Origin of the sequence: Caenispirillum salinarum (genome assembly GCF_044803115.1) — a bacterium.
Lineage (GTDB): Bacteria > Pseudomonadota > Alphaproteobacteria > Rhodospirillales > Rhodospirillaceae > Caenispirillum > Caenispirillum salinarum_A.
Map to the genome: position 1 here is coordinate 4868338 of NZ_CP085224.1, position 15525 is coordinate 4883862.

11 protein-coding genes and 3 pseudogenes are annotated in these 15525 nt (G+C 67.5%); 7 read left to right on the top strand and 7 right to left on the bottom strand.

Annotated features, from left to right (window positions below; translation table 11 throughout):
• Positions 1 to 44 precede the first annotated feature (44 nt).
• On the bottom strand, positions 45 to 1037 hold the full coding sequence (locus LG334_RS22575; RefSeq protein WP_404381714.1) for an endonuclease/exonuclease/phosphatase family protein: 993 nt from the start codon (positions 1035 to 1037) through the stop codon (positions 45 to 47).
• A gap of 443 nt (positions 1038 to 1480) precedes the next feature.
• Here LG334_RS22575 and LG334_RS22580 point away from each other — a divergent pair.
• A pseudogene (locus tag LG334_RS22580) lies at positions 1481 to 1926 on the top strand (transposase); the annotation flags it as partial.
• 26 nt (positions 1927 to 1952) lie between these two features.
• Here LG334_RS22580 and LG334_RS22585 read toward each other — a convergent pair.
• Positions 1953 to 2111 (bottom strand): annotated as a pseudogene (locus LG334_RS22585) (IS3 family transposase); the annotation flags it as partial.
• A 319-nt stretch (positions 2112 to 2430) separates the two neighbouring features.
• Between LG334_RS22585 and tnpA the strand changes: the two are divergent.
• Together tnpA and tnpB (LG334_RS22595) are read left to right on the top strand one after the other, a co-directional pair.
• Positions 2431 to 2865 (top strand): IS66-like element accessory protein TnpA, encoded by a 435-nt coding sequence (gene tnpA / locus LG334_RS22590; RefSeq protein WP_404379658.1) that lies wholly within the window; start codon positions 2431 to 2433, stop codon positions 2863 to 2865.
• The gene (gene tnpB, locus LG334_RS22595) at positions 2862 to 3107 is read left to right on the top strand and encodes an IS66 family insertion sequence element accessory protein TnpB (RefSeq protein WP_404381716.1); all 246 of its coding nucleotides are present in this window, start codon (positions 2862 to 2864) and stop codon (positions 3105 to 3107) included. Before tnpA ends, tnpB (LG334_RS22595) begins: the two co-directional genes overlap by 4 nt.
• On the opposite strand, the gene LG334_RS22600 is transcribed toward tnpB (LG334_RS22595), so the two are convergent.
• The 3 genes from LG334_RS22600 to LG334_RS22610 all read right to left on the bottom strand — a co-directional run bounded on the left by LG334_RS22600 (position 3083) and on the right by LG334_RS22610 (position 6349).
• Positions 3083 to 5194, bottom strand: coding sequence for a recombinase family protein (locus LG334_RS22600; RefSeq protein ID WP_404379505.1), 2112 nt, complete (start codon positions 5192 to 5194; stop codon positions 3083 to 3085). The two genes, tnpB (LG334_RS22595) and LG334_RS22600, sit on opposite strands and share 25 nt — an antisense overlap.
• A gap of 292 nt (positions 5195 to 5486) precedes the next feature.
• Positions 5487 to 5948 carry a transposase gene (locus LG334_RS22605; protein ID WP_404379504.1) on the bottom strand — a complete coding sequence of 154 codons (462 nt, stop codon included), beginning with the start codon at positions 5946 to 5948 and terminating at the stop codon, positions 5487 to 5489.
• Between the two features lie 176 nt (positions 5949 to 6124).
• Complete coding sequence (locus tag LG334_RS22610) at positions 6125 to 6349, bottom strand: DUF5372 family protein (RefSeq protein WP_404379502.1); 225 nt, start codon at positions 6347 to 6349, stop codon at positions 6125 to 6127.
• 104 nt (positions 6350 to 6453) lie between these two features.
• On the opposite strand from LG334_RS22610, the gene tnpB (LG334_RS22615) reads away from it, so the two are divergent.
• Both tnpB (LG334_RS22615) and tnpC read left to right on the top strand, forming a co-directional pair.
• Complete coding sequence (gene tnpB / locus LG334_RS22615; protein ID WP_404386428.1) at positions 6454 to 6597, top strand: IS66 family insertion sequence element accessory protein TnpB; 144 nt, start codon at positions 6454 to 6456, stop codon at positions 6595 to 6597.
• A 48-nt stretch (positions 6598 to 6645) separates the two neighbouring features.
• Positions 6646 to 8229 carry an IS66 family transposase gene (gene tnpC / locus LG334_RS22620; protein ID WP_404379661.1) on the top strand — a complete coding sequence of 528 codons (1584 nt, stop codon included), beginning with the start codon at positions 6646 to 6648 and terminating at the stop codon, positions 8227 to 8229.
• A gap of 26 nt (positions 8230 to 8255) precedes the next feature.
• On the opposite strand, the pseudogene LG334_RS22625 reads toward tnpC, so the two are convergent.
• Positions 8256 to 8845: pseudogene (locus LG334_RS22625) on the bottom strand (transposase); the annotation flags it as partial.
• A gap of 733 nt (positions 8846 to 9578) precedes the next feature.
• Between LG334_RS22625 and LG334_RS22630 the strand changes: the two are divergent.
• A complete protein-coding gene (locus tag LG334_RS22630; protein WP_404381718.1) occupies positions 9579 to 9755 on the top strand; it encodes a hypothetical protein in 177 nt (58 codons plus the stop codon).
• Positions 9756 to 9821: 66 nt separating this feature from the next.
• Here LG334_RS22630 and LG334_RS22635 read toward each other — a convergent pair whose 3' ends face one another.
• Positions 9822 to 12350: an ABC transporter permease gene (locus LG334_RS22635; protein ID WP_404381720.1), complete on the bottom strand. Its 2529-nt coding sequence runs from the start codon at positions 12348 to 12350 to the stop codon at positions 9822 to 9824.
• 186 nt (positions 12351 to 12536) lie between these two features.
• On the opposite strand from LG334_RS22635, the gene LG334_RS22640 reads away from it, so the two are divergent.
• Entirely contained in the window at positions 12537 to 15338 is a 2802-nt protein-coding gene (locus tag LG334_RS22640) for a cation-translocating P-type ATPase (RefSeq protein WP_404381722.1), read from the top strand.
• Positions 15339 to 15525: the final 187 nt, after the last annotated feature.

A 15525-nucleotide genomic window follows, 5' to 3' on the forward strand; every position in this document is an offset into this window, starting at 1 on the left:
GGATCATTCAGGGGACGACACATGTCCTTGAGGAAGCGGGCGGTTCAATCGGCGGCCGCCTTCCCATGGCACAGGACCGCGTAGAGGGGGTAGTGGTCGGAGCCGACCTCCGGAAGAAGCTCGTAGGACAGCAGGGCGAATGTGTCCTGGAACAGGACGTAGTCCAGGGGCCACGCCACCATGGGCATGAAGCCGACCCTGTAGCTGTTCATGAAACCGTGTCCCTGCCGCGGATCGAGGAGCTTGCCGACGCCGCGCGCCTGATGGAGGACCCTCTCCCAGGGCACCGCATTGAAATCGCCGACGACGATTGCGGGGCTCGCACTCTCCTGTGCAACTCCTGCCGCCCGCAGGATCTGGCGGTCGCGGTTGGACGCAGACTGAAAGGTGGCTGGCGGTCTTGGATGGATGGCGAGCAGTCGTGCCTCCGTTCCATTGGGGAGCATAATGCCCGTGAAGATGGCCGGCGTGTCCGTGCCGACCTCCCGCCGAACGTCCGGTTCCAGCAGGGGCAGTTTGGAAAACAGGTGCATCCCAAAGGTATTGGCAGTGATGGCTGCCACGCTGTGGGGGAACATGTCTTCAAGTACAGCCAGTTTCTCGTCCCACCAGGGATCGGTTTCCATCGCGAGGAAGACGTCGGGATCCGTTTCGCGAACACGTTCAATGACACGATCCGCCTCGCGGTTCGACTCCTCCACGTTTGCCGAGAGGATGGAGAGGCGCGACGCGGCGTCGCATTTGGCAACCTGTCGCACCGGCCGATCGGCGAAGGGCATGTAGGGATAGAGCGTGAACCCGTGGTACGCGATGGCCGCCGCCCCCAGCAGGCAGACCGCAACGTCCCACCACACCAGGGGACGGAAGAAAAGGACGTAGAAGACCAGAAGCGTCGTCAGCCCCACAAGGAGTTGCATCCGCGGAAAGTCCAGGATGCGGATCCACCACGCGTTCGTATCGAACAGTGGCGCAAACGATGCGGCGGTCGCAGCCAAGATCGCGATCACGAGCAGGCTGCGGAGAAACCCAATGACCAAGGCATGCTCCCTGAGGCGTCGGTGCCGACCGCATGGGTGCAAGGCCGGTCTTTCTTCAACGCCATGCCGTTGAGCAGGTTCAGCAGGCGGCAAGCCTGCGCGTCGTGCGGCAGATGAAAAATGGAGGGAACGTGAAGTGGTAAGGACCGCGTTCTTGGTCATCAGCGAGAACTGGCACGACGCCAGCCGCCTCCACGGTCAAATCTCAGCCAAATCCTGCCCCCGCAACCACGATTATATAGTCTTTTCATTGCTCTAACGCCAAAGCACCGGTCCGAATGGATCGGGGCGTTGTCGTGTGGTCCGACTTTGACCTTCCCCCCGAAAAGCGGTCCACCCGGAGGGTGCGTTTCCCGTACCATTGACCTCCTCCCGGTTTCCTGGACTACTTGAGGTGAGAAAATTCTCGGTTACCGTGGAAGACGAGCAACCGGGAGACGACGATGAAGAGGTCGAACTTCAGCGAGGCGCAGATCGCGTTCATCCTGCGCCAGGCCGAGGAGGGAACGTCGGTCGAGGAGGTCTGCCGCAAGGCCGGGATCTCGGTGCAGACCTACTACCGCTGGCGCAAGAAGTACGGCGGCCTGATGCCGTCGGAGATGAAGCGGCTGCGCCAGCTTGAGGAGGAGAACGGCCGCCTCAAGCGCATCGTGGCCGACCTGGCGCTGGACAAGGAGATGCTCCAGGACGTCATCAAGCGAAAGCTTTAGGGCCTGCGCGCCGGCGGGAGCTGGTGGACCATGTGCGTCAGACCTGGCGGGTCAGCATCCGCCGCGCCTGCGCGGTCCTCAAGGCCGAGCGGTCGAGCTATCACTACCGCTCCATCCGCGGCGCGCAGGCCGACCTCCGAAAACGCATCCGTGAGATCGCGGAAACCCGCGTGCGCTGGTGACCGTCCCCCTGAAGCCGATCCGTTCAGAGGGTGAGTGTTTCGGTTGATAACATGCTCTGGCCGCTGCTAGCGACGGTCTGTTGGGCGGAAGGAGCCGCAGGCGACCGGAGGGCGGCACATCGTCGGGCGAAGTCGGCGGGTGTGGCGTAGCCTAGGGCGCTGTGCGGGCGGGCCTCATTGTACAACGCGACGCCGGAACACCCACGGGACCGAGGATCGGGAGGTTCTCTATCCATGGCATCCTTGGGCCGGTCGCCGGGTTCACATTCACGATGTGGTTGAGAAGCAGGGTGCGGCCGTTTTCCGTTGCAGCCTTTCCGGCCAAGCATCCGCTCGGCGATTGGAGGTTCCGGCTTGGATGTTCGATCGCGCGGCCGGCGCGATTTGGCGCATCATGGCTGTTCCCCATATCGACGTAAGCGGGGCTCCTCCCCCACCTGTTGACGAAGCGAGCTCTGCCGCATCGTGATCGCTTTCCGAGGCGAGCGAGGTGCGGCCACGATGGATGACGACAGACTTGATGCCTGGCTTGGAGACAGAGATGAAGCCAGGCCTTATCAGCGGGTGGAGGTCATCACTGGCCGCCGGCAGCGCCGACGGTGGACGGCGGATGAGAAAGCGGAGATCGTGGCAGCGAGCGCGAAACCGGGCGCCTGCATCTCGGACGTGGCGAGGCGGTACGGGGTGAACCGCGGCCTGCTGACGGTGTGGCGACGGGATGCCGGCATCGCCAAGGGAACCGCGGTCGCAGCCGGCGATCCGTTCGCCGAGATGGTGGTCGAAGCTCCGAAACTGGAGGCGCGTCCGCCGCAGCCCGATGCACGGCGGCCGGGTCGCATCGACGTCGTGGTCGATGGCGGGCATGCCGTGCTGTCGGGCGACGTCGATCCCGCCCTGGCGGTCGCCGTCATCGGCGCCCTGCGGAGGCCGCGGTGATCGCGCCGCCGACGGGCGTGAAGGTGGTGCTCTGCACGCAGCCGGTGGATTTCCGCAAAGGACACGACGGTCTGGCGGCGGTCGTGCAGGAAGCCCTGCGGCGCGATCCCTTCTGCGGCGACCTCTTCGTTTTCCGCTCGAAGCGGCTGGACAGGGTCAAGATCCTGGCGTGGGACGGCAGCGGCCTGTGCCTGTTCTACAAAGATCTGAGTTCATACTACACCTCTTCCACATCCAGATGATGGTTTTGCGTGGCTTCGTTTTTCGCACGCTCGGCTACCCGATGGGCGAGCGTGTTCCATCGGCTGCACTGCTTTTTCGGGAGGTCCGAGTCGGGAATCTCGTACAGGCGATATTGGCCGTTGTAGTGATGGCCGATAACGAGTCCGTGTTTGGCCCATCGTGCGAGGGTGTGCTCGTGAATGCCGAGACGCGCCGCCGCCTCTTGTTTCGTCAGCATCCCGCGGTCCCGCAGGCGGTCGTAGCGCGAGCGAAGTTTGTACTGATGAGCGAGATAAGCCACTCGCAGCGGAGTGAAACGCGCATCCTGACGACCGCGGCGCGTCGCCCCTCCCGGGTGATGTCCTTGGCGGTTCAGGATCTCCGCGATCTCCGAGTAGATGTGATCGTCGAGGAGCTTATCGACGAGCTCGACGATATGCATCGGGGTCTTGACTTGCTGAGCGGAAGACTTCGGGTTGAGTGTGGTGATCGTCTCGGTCTTGCCGCCCCTGAATCGAACATGGACCTTAGTCGTGCCTTCCGTGGGCAGCTTGACGAGGGTGACATCCTCAATGATGTGGGCGAGCAGCCGCTTGCGGTCGCGGTTCGGCGTGTCCGGATGCGCCCAAAGCTTCTTGAAATCCGTAGTCATCGCGACCAGCCGCTCCCGGACAGCTTCGTCGACTACGACCCGGTCGTACTCGCGGGTGCGCTCGCGCTCGTGGCGGGCATCGGCCAGCAAACGGAGCTTCTCGTTCCATTCGCCTTCGAGCGTATCGGCGACGAGGCGGTTGCCGGGATCGACGAGCATGAAACGCCTTTGGGCGAGTTCGGCCTCGATCTGGGCGCGCTGGATCGCACGGCATCGCAGTCGGTCAGCCTCTTCATGTCGGGCTTCGACTTCCCGGCGGACGTCGAGGGCGATCTCGACGACGGCCGGCGTCATCACGTCGGCGACGAGCATGCCGATGGCCTCATCAACGGGAGGACCGGCGACGGACTGGCAGGAGGCTTCCCCGCGAGAGGTCCGTGCGCGATCACAGACGTACCAGGCTTCCAGGCGACCGCGGCGCGCGGCATATTTGACTCGAAAACGACTACCGCATCGCCCGCACACGGCGCGGCCTTGAAGCAGGGCCACTCCTTCGCGGGGAACCGATGTGCGCGCCTGATCATAGCCTCGCCCGTTCTCCTGGAGGATCTTCAAGTTCTCCTGGTGTTGGCCCCAGGTGATGTAGCCGGGATGGGCATCGGGGATACAGGCGAGCCATTCTTCCTGGTCGCGCGCACGCAGCGTCCTCCTGCCGTCGATGGCGCGCCGATATTGACGTCGACCGTAGGCATAGGCGCCGGCGTAACGCGGATTGTGCAGGACGCGCACCGCGGTCGACGCGGTCAGGGATCGAAACACGGTCCGGCTATCGTGCAGGCGCGAAGGGAACAACAGGCCCTGCTTACGGAAGGCCTTGACGGTTTGGGAGGCGGATCCAACACGAGCGAACGTCTCGAAGAAATGGGCAATCGTCTCTCTGACCTGGGTATCCGGGTCAAGGGCCACGTTGCCGGCATCGTCATAGACCAGCCCCGTCGGCAGGGGGCAGCGAAACTCGCCGCGGCGCGCTTTGTTGAGGATGCCGCCGCGGAGCCGCGCCTTGATCACGTGCAGTTCGGCTTCACTCATCGTTCCCTTGAGGCCGAGCAAGAGCCGGTCGTTGAAGCTCGCGGGATCGTACACGCCGTCCTCGTCAAGGATCAGGGTATCGGCGAGGGCGCAGATCTCCAGCAAGCGCTGCCAGTCGGCGTTGTTGCGCGCCAGACGGGAGACTTCCAGGCCCATCACGATCCCGGCGCGGCCCATGCCGACGTCGCTGACCAGTCGCTGGAAGCCCTCTCGCCACGCCGCCGATGCGCCGGATTCGCCCTGGTCATTGTCGATGACGATGATTTGCTCGTCGCGCCAGCCGAGAGCCACGGCGCGCCCACGAAGTCCGTACTGCCGTTTGGCGCTCTCGGCGTTCTCGACCACTTGCCGCATCGAGGACTGGCGGATGTACAGGTAGGCACCGCGTTTGAGGTGCGAAGGCTGGACCTTGATGTGGGCGTTCATGACGATCTCCGATCGTGGATGCTTCCGACGATTGATGCGAGGACGTGAACGGCAACGTTGTGCCCGCGCCGCGCCGGGACGGCGAGTGACGAAGCGTAGACTGGCTCTTGAGGGGAACTTGCGGCTGCGGTCAGAGCGCGGGCCCATCCCCACATACCGCGGCGCAGGAAGAGCGCGAGGCCGCTACGGGCGTCGATCGGCAGCGCCTCGCCGAGAGCTGCTCCGCGAAGCAGCTCGTACCGGGTTGCAATGGCCGATGGCAGGGCCGATCCCGCTGCCGTCGTTGCGCCCGTCAGGCGCGAGTTTTTTTTAGAACGCGCTCGATTGTTCTGGGATGGAGCTCGATGCCAAGTTCCTGGTGTACGAGCTTTGCCAGTTCCCGGGCGCGGACGGGCTCGCCTGGGATAAGCCTCGCCCGCAGGAACGCGAGGACTTCGTCGTCGATCTTGTGGGGGCCGCGTGGGCCGGGTTTCGCCGGCACCAGTCCGGCAATTCCGCCGTTGTCGAAGTTGGCCTTGGCTTGGTAATAGGTCGGCCGCGAAAAGCCGTACTCGTTCGAAGCCTCGGTTACCGACACGCCGTCGGTGGAGACGCGACGGAGCATCTCGTACTTGACCTGGACAGCGTCGTGCGGGTCGAAGAACTCGCTGTCGCGAAACTTCGGATCGCGCACCTTCTCGGGCGTCGCATTGAAGGTGCCCTCCTCGATGAGGGCCTCGGCCTTCGAGCGCTTGCTGTCGTACTTCGCAGGCATCGACGAATCCGAGGACGAGAGGTAGAGAAGGTGTAACGGTATTTATACCGCGTTCCGCATACAGGTCAAGCTTCTCACCGCCGTACCCACGTCCGCTACACGCGGAAGAAGGGAAATAAGAACCTTCAAAGCTCTGTCGCGGCGTAATTCGCTTTACATGTGCGGCGTAATTGACCTTACACATTGCGGCCCCCACGGTCGACCAATCTGCTGGAAAGGCGCTCCACCACGTCGGCGAGAGCAATCAAGTCCGTCACCCGCAATGGCGTGCGGCCGTCGCCGACAACCACCTCGGGATCCGGGCTCGAAAGATCGGTCCACTGCGGCGGAACCGACCAGACCGAGCCATCTTCCGCCTGAAGCAGCAGGCGTTCGCCGAGCCGGTTGAAGCGCCGGCCCACGCATGGCAACCATCGCTCCCTCAGAGGATGGAACGGGTGCGTGACCTGGACTAACTGGTGCGCTGCGACGGTAGGGGTCGCATTCTCCACGGAGGTACAAGCGGCTGGAGACCGGCCGCTTCACGTGGCCGCCGGTGCGTAACGGCGTCGTCACGGTGTCGCCGGCACAGATGGCGATGCTGCTCGAAGGGCTCGACTGGTCGCGCGTGCGGCGGCGGCCCGTGGAAACGCCGGAAGCCGCCTGTTGAGCCGGTTTCCGGCTGGCCCGGCGCCTCCGGAGCGGGTAAAATCCGGCCATGCCGCTCGACCTCGACACCCTGCCGACCGATGCCGCCGACCTGCGTCGGCTGGTTCTGGCTTTGGCCGAGGAGCGGGACGCGGCGACGGCTGAACGCGACGTCGAAAAGGACCGCGCCGACCGACTCGAACACCTTCTGGCGCAGTTGAAGCGGCTGATGTTCGGCCGGCGCTCCGAGAAGCTCGACCCCGACCAGTTGGCGCTCTCCTTCGAGGACCTGGAGCAGAGCATCGCCGCCGTCCATGCCGAGATGGATGCGGCCGCGCCGGTGGAGCGGCGCCGCCGGCGGACGGGTGACGAGCGGGCATCGCTGCCCAAGACCCTGCCCGAGATCGAGCGCGTCATCGACGTCGCGCCCGAGGACAAGGTCTGCCCCTGCTGCAACGGCGAGCGGCACGTGATCGGCGAGGACGTCAGCCGGCGGCTCGACGTCGTGCCGGTGCAGTACCGCATCCTCGTCACCCGGCGTCCGCGCTACGGCTGCCGGGCTTGCGAGACCGGCGTGGTGCAGGCGCCGGCGCCCGAGCATGTCGTGGCCTGCGGCCTGCCGACGGAGGCCCTGGTCGCCCAGGTGCTGATCGGCAAGTACGCCGACGGCCTGCCGCTCTATCGCCAGGCCCGTATCCTGGCCCGCCAGGGCATCGAGATCGACCGCTCGGTGCTGGCCGGCTGGGTCGGCCACGCATGCTGGTGGCTGAAGCCGCTGTACGACCGGCTGCGGCTGCACCTGCTGTCGTCGGCCAAGCTCTACGCCGACGAGACGCGCCTGCCGGTGCTCGACCCGGGGCGCGGCAGGACCAAGACGGCGCAGCTCTGGGCCTACGCCCGGGACGACCGGCCCTGGGGCGGCGGCGATCCGCCGGCGGTCGCCTATGTCTATGCCGTCGGCCGGGGCGCGGACCACGCGCGCGATCACCTCGGCGGTTTCGCCGGCATCCTCCAGGTGGACGGCTATGGTGCCTACAAGAGCCTCGTCACGGCGAAGGCCGGCGCCGCCTTGCCGCTGCCGATCACGCTCGCCTTCTGTTGGAGCCACCTGCGGCGCAAGTTCTACGAGCTTCATGTGAAGCAGGGCTCGCCGGTGGCCGAGGAAGCCCTGCGCCGGATCGCCGAACTGTACCGCATCGAGAGCGAGATCCGCGGTCAGGCGGCGGAGGAGCGCCAAGCCAAACGGGCCGCTCGGACCCGCCCCCTGGTGGAGAGCATGCGGACCTGGATCGACGCCCAGCTCGCCCGCGTGTCCGGCAAGGCGCCGCTCGCCGAGATCCTGCGCTACGCCGTCAACCACTGGGACGGCCTCTGCGTCTTCCTCGACGACGGCCGTGTCGAGATGGACACCAATGCCGTCGAACGTTGCATCAGGCCAGTGACTCTGGTCAGGAAAAATTCGCTATTCGCCGGTTCCGACGGCGGCGGCGACCACTGGGCCATCGTCGCGTCCCTCATCGAGACGGCGAAGCTGAACGACGTCGAGCCCTTCGCCTATCTGAAGAGCGTCATCGAGACGATCGTCACGGACTTCCCCGCATGCCGGCTGGACGAGCTCCTCCCCTGGAATTGGGAGGCCGCCGTCAACGGCTGATCAGTGTGGGCAACAAGCCCCGCTTACGGTACACGCTCGCGCCCCGGCAGCCGGCGGCGCTTCTTGGTTCGCACGGTCAAGCCTTCCTCCTTGTACAGGCGGTAGGTGCGTTTGGCGTTGATGACGAGGTCCTCCCGCCGCAGCAGGACGTGCAGGCGCAGATAGCCGTAGCGCTTGTGCTGCCCCGCCAGCTCCCGCAGCCGGTGCCGCAGGGCGGTGTCGGGCGGGCGACGGGATGCGTATCGTGCCACGGCGCGGCTCAGGCCCACGAGCCGACAGGCGCGGCGCTGGCTGAGACCCTTCTCGGACATCAGCCACGCGCTCGCCGACCGTCGCTGCGCGGGCCTCAGAACTTTTTTGTCAGAAGTTCCTTCAGCGCGGAGTTGTCCAGCGTCAGGTCGGCGACCAGCGTCTTCAAGCGCCGGTTCTCCTCCTCCATCGCCTTCAGCCGCTTGGCGTCGGAGACCTCCATGCCGCCGAACTTGGATTTCCAGCGGTAGAATGTCTGCTCGCTGATGCCGTGCTTCCGGCAGACGGCATTGGCCGGCATCTCCCCGGCCTCCGCCTCCTTCAGGATGGCGATGATCTGCTCTTCGGTGAACCTGGTGCGCTTCATGATGAGTTCCCCCTTTGCTGGGATGTTACGGGAAACTCACCCGCCGGATGGATCGCTTTTCGGGGAGAAGGTCAGATGAAGGCACGGCCCCATCAACTGCAAACGTAGGCATGGCCTTCGACATCGCTCACATCCCCCTGCGTCTTGCTCACTAAACGACACACATCAGAGTGTCGCAAGCACGCTGTCACAGAGGGAGCCCCCGCCGGGAAATGGGCCAGATGTACTGGAACAACCTGCCCTGCTCAGCTGATACTCCGCTTTGTCTGCGAATTGGCAATTGCCTCGACAGCGCTACGATCGAGAGCTTCTTCCGCACCCAAGAAAGAGGCTGAGAGAGACTTTTCGCCCGGGCGACGAAACGGCTGGAAACGACATTCCCATGGGCCCACGAAAGCGGCGGCCGAGACCGTCGTACCGCCGCTTCCGATTTTTCTCCTCGCGGCGGATGGCTAACCTCGAGATCTGATGCGGTGAAACCGCGGCGAAATGAGCCGGTAACAAGGCATTGATTTTCCGGCTTCTTCTTGATCGAGGTCCTTCCTTGACATCGTAGGGGTCGCTGGTTCAATCCCAGCCACGCCCACCACCGAAGCCCCCAGGGAAACCTGGGGGTTTCGTCGTTTCGGGCGACAGCGGAAGGACGGCGGCGCCCTGGGGCACCCAACCGATGCCGCCCAGTGGGCGTATCCTCCTGATACGGTTGACAACGCCGCCACCGCAGGAGGCCACGATGCCCGACCCGCACATTCCCGAGCCGCCCAGCGACGCCGAAATCAAGCGCATCAGCGAGCAGCAGAAGTACCTGCACGACGACTGGACCGGGGACGGCTGCGACAACAGAACACCGACGCGCCCAAAAGACGAGACGGGCAAGCAGGACGATCAAGGCCCTAAAGGCGGCGACTGACCGCCGCCCCGCGGTCTGCCGGGGACGGCGCCGCCCCCCGGACGGCCGTGACTGCCACGACGGTTCTCACTCCTCCGCCACGCGGCGCAATGCCGCCGCCAGCGGCTGCCGGCGCAGGCGGCGAGCCAAGCCTAGGCCGACCCCCGCCATCACCATCACGGTCGACGCGACCACCGCCAGCGGCAGCGCGGCATCGGTCGCGTCGCGCGCCGTCGTGACGGCGGCGGCCACGGCCAGTCCGGCGCCCGTGCCCACCGGCACCGCCAGAAGACCGACGGCGGCCCCCAAAAGGGCGAACTCCAGCACCAGCACCCGGTCCACCTGCCGCTGCGCCACGCCCAGGGCGCGCAGGACGGTGACGTCGTGCTGCCGCGCCCGCGCGCTTGCCAGGACCGTCGCCGCCAGGACCAGGGCCGCGGCCCCGAGCGCGAAGCCGGCCAGCCCGAGCAGCAGCGCCTGCACCTGAGCCACCGTGTCCCGCAGCGCCTCCAGCACCGGCGCCATGCGCAGCACGGGCGCGTGCGGGGCCACGTCGGCGACAGCGTCCTCCACCACCGTGAGCGCATCCCCGGGAGCCCACACGGCCGCGATCCGGCTGTGTGGCGGCGGCTCGGCCGGCGGCGAGAGAATAATGGGGAAATCCAGGTCCAGGGCCGTCCAGTCCATGCGGCGCAGGTTGGCGACGGTGGCCGTCATCGGCCCCGCCGGCGTGGCGAGCGTCAGGGCGTCGCCCACGGCCAGGTCCAGACGGTCCGCCACCCGCGCATCCACCGAGGCCTGAAGCGGCCCGGCATGGTCCTCGGCCCACCACGCCCCCGCCACAAGCTCGGTTCCCGGGCGCGGCAGGCGGCGCCAGCTCAGACCCCGGTCGCCGCGCACCGCCCAGGCGACGGAGCGCGGCACGTCGGCCTCCGCCACCGGCGTGCCCTTCAGCCGGCTGATCCGGGCATGCAGGAAGGGGGCGGTCTCCACCCGCCGCAGGCCCGGCACGTCCTCCTCCAGCCGGGCCCGCAGCGCCGCGTCGGCCTCGGGCGGGACGGAGAGAACGAAGACGTCCGGCGCCTCGGCGGGCAGAGTGGCGTCCAGGTGATGCAGGGCCGCCCGGCCCGTCAGCCCCACGGCCGTCACCAGCGCCAGGGACAGGCCGAGCACCACCGTCACCGGCACCGTCGGGGCGTCAGGCCTGCCGATGTTGATGAGCGCCACCCGCACTGCCCCGCGCCGCCCACGCGCCAATCGCCGGGCAAGCCGCGCCAGCCCGCGCCCCGCCACCGCGAAGGCGGCCGCCGCCGCCGCGCAAACGACAACAAAGGCCGCCGTCGCCACCGCCATTCCGGTCCAGGCGGCCACCACGGCCACCGCCGCGGCAGCGACCGTGACCGAGGCCATCCGCGCCCGACGACCGCCGCGCCCGCCCGCCGGCACCAGCGCGCGCCGCCACACCTCCGGCGGGCGATGCGCGGCGGCCCAGGCCAGCGGCCGGATCGCGAAGGCAGCCGCCGCCAAAACGCCCACCGCCATCGCCATTCCAAAAGCTTCCGGCTGCCACGGCGCAGCGGTCCCGATGATCCAGTCCGGTGCCCGGCGCAGCGCCAGGGCGGCCGCGCCGCCGCCCGCCGCACCGCCGATCAGGGCAGCAACCACGGCGGCGCCCAGCACCTGGGCGAGCAGCATGCCGAACACCTGGCGCGGCCGGGCGCCGAGAACCTTCAGGGTGGCCGCCGTGGGAAGGCGCCGCTCCACATGGGCACGCACCGCATTGCCGACCCCCAGCCCCCCGGCCACCAGGACGGCCATGGCGATGAGCAGGAACAGGGTGCGCGCAAGGTCGAGCGTCCGTTCTGCGCCGGGCACGCCCTGCCGGCCGTCGACGATGCGCCAGCCGGCATCGGGCTGCCGCTCGGTCAGCAGGCGGAGGGCGTCGTCGGCATCCGTTTCATCGTCCAGGCGCAGCCGATAGTACCAGTAGACCGGCGCGCCGGGCGGGGTCAGCCCCGTTTCCGCCAGCGCGCCCTTGTCGATGATCACGCGCGGGCCCAGGGAAAGGGCCCGCAACAGCCGGTCGGGCTCGTGCGTGACCACCGCGCGCAGGGTGACCTCCAGGTCGCCCAGCCGCAGACGGTCCCCGACCGAGAGACCCAGCGCCTCCTTAAGGTCCGGCCCGACCGCCGCGCCCCAGGCGCCGCCGCGCCGGTCGAGCACATTGTCGAGCGAGGGCGCACCCGTGATCGCCACCTCTCCGTAAAGCGGCCAGGCGTCGTCCACGGCCTTCAGTTCGACCAGCGTCCGCCGCCGGCCGTCGGCCGTTTCCGCCACCGGCCGCAACTCCGCGATCTCGCTGACCGTGCCCAGCCCTTCCAGCAGGCGACGCTGGTCGGGCGTCGCGGGGGAATGGAACAGCCGCAGGGACAGATCGCCGCCGGCCGCCTGCCGCCCGACGGACGTGAGACTGTCGAGCACCGCCCCGCCCAGCGATCCCACGGCCGCCATCATGGCGACGCCCAGCGCGATCTGCAGCACCACGAACCACAGGCTGCCGAGCCCGCCGCGCAGGTCGCGCCATGCCAGCTTGCAGACGGTGAAGGACAGCCTCATGCGCGCGCCCGCCGGTGAGAAAGGGCCTCAATGGTCGCAACAAAGTGCGCGGCGGGCAATGGCGCCGCCCTTCCCCGCGGCATCACCGGCTGACGCCGCAGCGGCAACGCGGCAACTTTCCACCCCCGGCCCTGGTTCTTGCACTGAGGACTCTGCACGACCAGGAATGGAAGGACCCGGATTCCCATGAAGGATACCGCGCAGGAGGACAACGAGCGCACGGCCTGGCATGCCGTCTCCGGCGAGGACGCCCTGGAGCGGCTGGACTCCCGGCGCGAGGGCCTTGGGCCCGACGACGCGAAGCAGCGCCTGGAAAAGCACGGCCGCAACATCCTGCGGCAGGAAGAAGCCCGGCCCTGGTGGAAGCGGCTGCTGGCGCAATTCCAGAACGTGCTGATCATCATCCTCGTCATCGCCGGTATCGTGACCACGGTGCTCGGCCAGTGGATCGACGCCGGCGCGATCTTCGGCGTGGTGATCATCAACGCGATCATCGGCTTCTATCAGGAGGGCAAGGCCGAAAAGGCGCTGGAGAGCATCAAGGGCATGCTCTCGCCCAAGGCCACGGTCAAGCGCGACGGCTCCAAGGCCGAGATCGACGCCGAGGAAGTGGCCCCCGGCGACATCGTCGTCATCGAGGCGGGCGACCGGGTCCCCGCCGACATCCGCCTGCTAAACGCCAACCGCCTGCGCATCCAGGAAGCCGCGCTGACCGGCGAGTCCGAAGCCGTCGACAAGACCCCCGACGCGGTGGACGAGGAGACGGACCTGGCCGAACGCTCCAGCCTTGCGCACGCCGGCACCATGGTGGCCCAGGGCACCGGCGAAGGCGTGGTGGTCGAGACCGGCAAGCGCACCGAGATCGGCCGCATCTCGGAAATGCTGGAGGAAGTGGAGGAAACCCAGACGCCGCTCATGCGGCAGTTGGACCACTTCGCCAAGATCCTGGCCGTCATCATCCTCATCATCGCCGGTGCCATGGGCGCCTTCGGGGCGCTGGTCTATGGTCGCGGCCTGCAGGAGATGTTCCTGGCCGGCGTCGGGCTGGCAGTCGCCGCCATTCCGCAGGGCCTGCCGGCGCTGGTGACCGTCACGCTGGCGCTGGGCGTGCAGCGCATGGCCAAGCGCAACGCCATCATCCGCAGGCTGCCGGCGGTGGAGACGCTGGGCAGCGTGTCCACCATCTTCACCGACAAGACCGGCACGCTTACCCGCAACGAAATGACCGCCCGCATCATCGCGGTGGAGGACGGCGAGCTTGAGGTCTCCGGCACCGGCTTCAAACCCGAGGGCGACTTCCGCTTCGTCGAGGAAGGCACCGCCGGCCGCGACGACGAGGAACAGGAGGGCCGGGAGGGCCAGGAGTCGGGCGCGAAGGGGGAAACCATCGAAAGCCTGGACGACGCACCACTGCTGCGCCGATTCCTGCTGACCGGCGCCCTGTGCAACGAGGCGGCGCTGGAGCAAAAGGACGACGAATGGACCATCGCCGGCGATCCGACGGAGGGCGCCCTGGTGGTGGCCGCCGCCAAGGCCGGCATGGACCTCAAGGACCTGCACCAGAAGGCCGAGCGGCAGGACGTCATCCCCTTCGATTCCGAACGCAAGTACATGGCGACGCTCAACCGCGACCCCGAGGGCGGCGGCAGCGTCATTCACGTCAAGGGCGCACCCGACGTGATCATCGATATGTGCGACAAGGTCGCCACCGCCGAGGGCGACAAGGACATCGACCGCGACCGCTGGGAGGAGCGCGTCAACGATCTGTCGTCGCGCGGGGTCCGCGTGCTGGCCCTGGCGGACAAGCCGGACGCCGGCGACGGGTCCCTGTCCGAGGATGCGGTCGAGAGCGGCCTTGTGCTGGTGGGGCTGGTCGGCCTGCTCGACCCGCCGCGACAGAGCGCCATCGATGCCGTCCAGCACTGCCACGACGCCGGCATAAACGTGAAGATGGTCACCGGCGACCATGCCCTGACCGCCGCCGCCATCGGCGCCCAGATCGGGCTGGACCACACCGACAACCCCATGTCCGGCAAGGACATCGGCGACACCTCGGACGAGGAGCTGCAGGACAAGGTGGCCGACGTCGACGTGTTCGCCCGCGCCTCGCCGGAGCACAAGCTGCGCCTGGTGCAGGCCATCCAGGCCAAAGGTGCGGTCTGCGCCATGACCGGCGACGGCGTCAACGACGCGCCGGCCCTGAAGCGCGCCGACGTGGGCGTCGCCATGGGCATCGCGGGCACCGAGGCCGCCAAGGAGGCGGGCGAGATGGTGCTCGCCGACGACAACTTCGCCTCCATCGCCAACGCGGTGGAGGAAGGCCGCACGGTCTACGACAACATCCGCAAGGCGATCACCTTCCTGCTGCCCAGCAACGGGGGCGAGGCGCTGTCCATCATGGCGGCGATCCTGCTGGGGATGTCCATGCCCATCACGCCGGTGCAGATTCTCTGGATCAACATGGTCACCGCCGTGACGCTGGGCCTGTCGCTGGCCTTCGAGCCGGCGGAGGACGACGTCATGGCCCGTGCCCCGCGCGATCCCGACGAGCCCATCCTGACGCGCTTCCTGGTGTGGCGCGTGGTGTTCGTCTCGCTGCTGCTGGTGGGCGCGGTGTTCGGCATCTTCCTCTATGCCGGCGGCGGCTCGGAGGAGAACGCCGACCTGGCGCGCACGGCGGCGGTGAACATGCTGGTCGCCGGCGAGATCGCCTATCTGTTCAACATCCGCAAGCTGACGGACAGGTCCCTGTCGGCAAAGGGCCTGACGGGCTCGCGCCCGGCACTGATCGCCACCGGACTGGTCATCGCCGCGCAGATCCTTTGGACCTACACCGGGCCCATGCAGTACCTGTTCGGCAGCACGGCCATGCCGCTGATGTACTGGGCCATCATCGGCGCGGCGCTGGTCGGCATCTTCCTCATTGTCGAGGTGGAAAAGGCCTTCTGGCGCCGCCGCGCCGGCAAGACGCGCCGGGCGGAGGGGTAGCCCATGTTCGTGTTCTTCTCCAACCGGCTGGGCTGCTTTGGGTCGCTGGCCGTCTCGGCGGTGCTGACGGTGGTGCTGCTGATGGTGTTCGGCATCCTTTAGGGAACGTGCAGGCGGCCGGCGACCGTGCGCCGGCCCTTGCCTCCCCGCCCCCGTCCCGCGATGATCGGGCCGAGGAAAGGGGGGA